This is a genomic window from Deltaproteobacteria bacterium, assembly GCA_020845775.1.
In the GTDB taxonomy this organism is placed as follows: domain Bacteria; phylum Bdellovibrionota_C; class UBA2361; order SZUA-149; family JADLFC01; genus JADLFC01.
Map to the genome: position 1 here is coordinate 1 of JADLFC010000093.1, position 2,704 is coordinate 2,704.

A 2,704-nucleotide genomic window follows, 5' to 3' on the forward strand; every position below is an offset into this window, starting at 1 on the left:
CAAGGAAAGTTCCCTATTCGCGCGCAATAATCCCGCGCCACAGTGGTTTTCCCCACCTGTCTTGAGCCTAAAAGAGCTACTACTTTAAAAAGTCGAAAGTGCGAATCAATCATCTCTAAGTAGCTAATTCTTTTCATGAATTTGTTGTATCATGAAATTCTAGCGATAAGCAACAGATTTTCATGAGTCTGCAAACATGCCAGCCTGGCGCTTCTTAATTGTTACGTAGCGATGAATCACATTTACAGCGTGCCAAGAATCATCTATTTTTTTGACACATGTACCCTAGAGTGCTCAACCTATCGAAATCGCACTCTTTTTTTCTATTGCAAAAGCTAACCTACTCGTCCCACTTGGCGTAACTCCTCCAGCACATCCTTCCACGGCCATACGGCTATCTGGTCGCTTATACTGCGTTTGCGATCGGCTTCGCGAGATGCCACTAGTAAGGGGGTATGTGGAAAATGCTCCCGGAACTTAGGATACTTTAAAGCCTGGGAATCGATTTTCCCTGATTTAACTTCTATTGCTAACACCACCTTGCCGGCTCGTTCTACCAGAAAATCCACTTCTTCGTTTCTAGAACGCCAATATGAAAATGTTAGAGGCAAGGAATGCTAATAATACCAGCAAGTTAGCATTATTGCCGCAAGAATGCCAGGAAGCTGGCATTTCTGCAAAAGCTTTGCGCCCAACGAATGGGAAAGCTTCCATACTGAATATTTTTAGTAATTTAGTTTGGTATAAGTGGGAAAGCTTCCATACTGAATATTTTTAGTAATTTAGTTTGGTATAAGATCGAGACGAGAGAAAGCTATTAAACCATTTACGAAGGCCCGGCACCACGACTTTGAAAGGTGCCGGGAAACTAACAAAAGCATGAGTCACCTTGCTATAACTCGGCGAACAATAACGCGAAGATCCTCAGCCGAATAAGTCGGAACCTCCTGCCGCCTGGCAGCAAAAGCATATTTCCCCCTAGCTATATCGACCAATTCCCACCGATAAATACAATCGATACTTGGATGGTCTGAGGTGTTGATCCGCCCGGTATAAACGACAGAAACCCCCTCGGCTAACGACTCCTGTAATTCATTTACCGCAGATATCAATCCGCGGCGAGTGCAACTCATTAACAGAACCGCTTGAGTGAGCGGTTTTGTTACATTTTGAAGAATAAGGAAATATTTTTTGGTTTCCTTTCTTCTTTCTCTCAGTTTTTTCAAACAATAAACAATTTTCTCCTTAGTGAAAAGTTCTCCATTTGCCATACTCCACCCCTCCTCCCGTCTAAAAACCTTTAAGCACCCTTCGCGCGAAGAGCGCCAAAATAAAAAATGCTTCCCCTCATCTCTCCTCTTCCTCCCCACAACAGGGGAAAAACACTAGAGACGAGTAAAACTTCTTCTACTCAAATATTATCAATGTAAAATCGGCCTAAAAATCAGCAAATCCCAAAAAATCTCTTTGCTTCTTCTATGCCGCGGCACAGGGCGTCTATGTCGGCCTCGGTATTATATACCCCCAAACTTGCCCGGCTACTAGCTACGATATCAAAGTGATGTAACAGCGGCTGGGCGCAGTGATGGCCGGCGCGAATTGCTATTTGTTTTTCGTTTAAAAACTGCGCTAAGTCGTGAGGGTGAAGATCGTTAACGATAAAGCAAACTAGAGCATGGTGCTTTCCTCGGGGGCCAAGCATTTGCACCCCCTTTATTTGCGAAAGCCGCTCTTCTAAGAGTTTAACGAGCTTAGCTTCGTGGGCGCTTATCTTTTCTAAGCCGATTTCAGCTACGTAATCCAGCGCCGCACATAAACCGATTACTCCGGCAATATGCGGCGTTCCAGCCTCAAATTTGTGCGGCAAGGTGTTAAATGTGGTTTTTTCAACGCTTACCGACAAGATCATATCGCCGCCGTAGTGAAATGGGGGCATTTCTTCTAAAAGCTTGCGCTTGCCATATAAAACGCCTATGCCCGTCGGCCCATAAATCTTATGCCCCGAAAAGGCCACAAAATCGGCATCCAAAGCCCTAACGTCGATTGCCTCATGCGCTACACTCTGCGCCGCATCGACGAGCACAATGGCCCCGACAGCATGAGCTTCTTCAATTAACTCCTTAATGGGAAGTTTAATGCCTAAACCGTTTGCCAGCGCCGTTATGGCCACGAGTTTAGTTTTCTTGTTAAGCCTCCGCGAAAATTCCGCTCGATCGAAATCACCTTCCGAGGTAAGTCCAACAAAAGAAATTTTGGCCCCAACATTTAAGGCCAATTGTTGCCAGGGAACAAAATTAGAATGGTGCTCTATGATAGTGCTTACAATTTCGTCTCCAGACCCAATAAAACTTCTTCCCCAGCAATGAGCTACTAGATTAATGCTTTCCGTAGTGCCCCGGGTAAAAATTACTTCCTCAGTGGACTCCGCTCCGATAAACCGCGCCACTTTCGTGCGCGCCCCCTCGAACATGCTAGTAGCCTTTTCGCTTAAGGTATAAAGCCCGCGATGCACGTTGGCGTAACTTGTGCGATAAAAGTTATCGAGAGCCTCAATTACTCTCCTCGGCTTTTGCGCCGACGCCCCCGAATCGAGATAGATGAGCTCGCTGTCATCAAATATTGGAAAATCGCTCCGCCGCATAAAGGTAGTAAACTCTTTTAAGCCTCATTTTGCAAGAATACTGAAAGAGATTGAGAAAGTTAA

At 45.2% G+C, this 2,704-nt stretch carries 4 protein-coding genes; 1 reads left to right on the forward strand and 3 read right to left on the reverse strand.

All coding sequences use genetic code 11. From position 1 onward, the window contains the following. Positions 1-335: 335 nt before the first annotated feature. Positions 336-569 carry a hypothetical protein gene (locus IT291_05810; GenBank protein MCC6220738.1) on the reverse strand — a complete coding sequence of 78 codons (234 nt, stop codon included), beginning with the start codon at positions 567-569 and terminating at the stop codon, positions 336-338. 23 nt (positions 570-592) lie between these two features. Between IT291_05810 and IT291_05815 the strand changes: the two genes are divergently transcribed. Further along, entirely contained in the window at positions 593-778 is a 186-nt protein-coding gene (locus tag IT291_05815; GenBank protein MCC6220739.1) for a hypothetical protein, read from the forward strand. A 106-nt stretch (positions 779-884) separates the two neighbouring features. On the opposite strand, the gene IT291_05820 is transcribed toward IT291_05815, so the two are convergent. Further along, entirely contained in the window at positions 885-1,271 is a 387-nt protein-coding gene (locus IT291_05820; protein ID MCC6220740.1) for a hypothetical protein, read from the reverse strand. 173 nt (positions 1,272-1,444) lie between these two features. After that, positions 1,445-2,641, reverse strand: coding sequence for a SufS family cysteine desulfurase (gene sufS, locus IT291_05825; GenBank protein ID MCC6220741.1), 1,197 nt, complete (start codon positions 2,639-2,641; stop codon positions 1,445-1,447). Between the last annotated feature and the right edge of the window lie 63 nt (positions 2,642-2,704).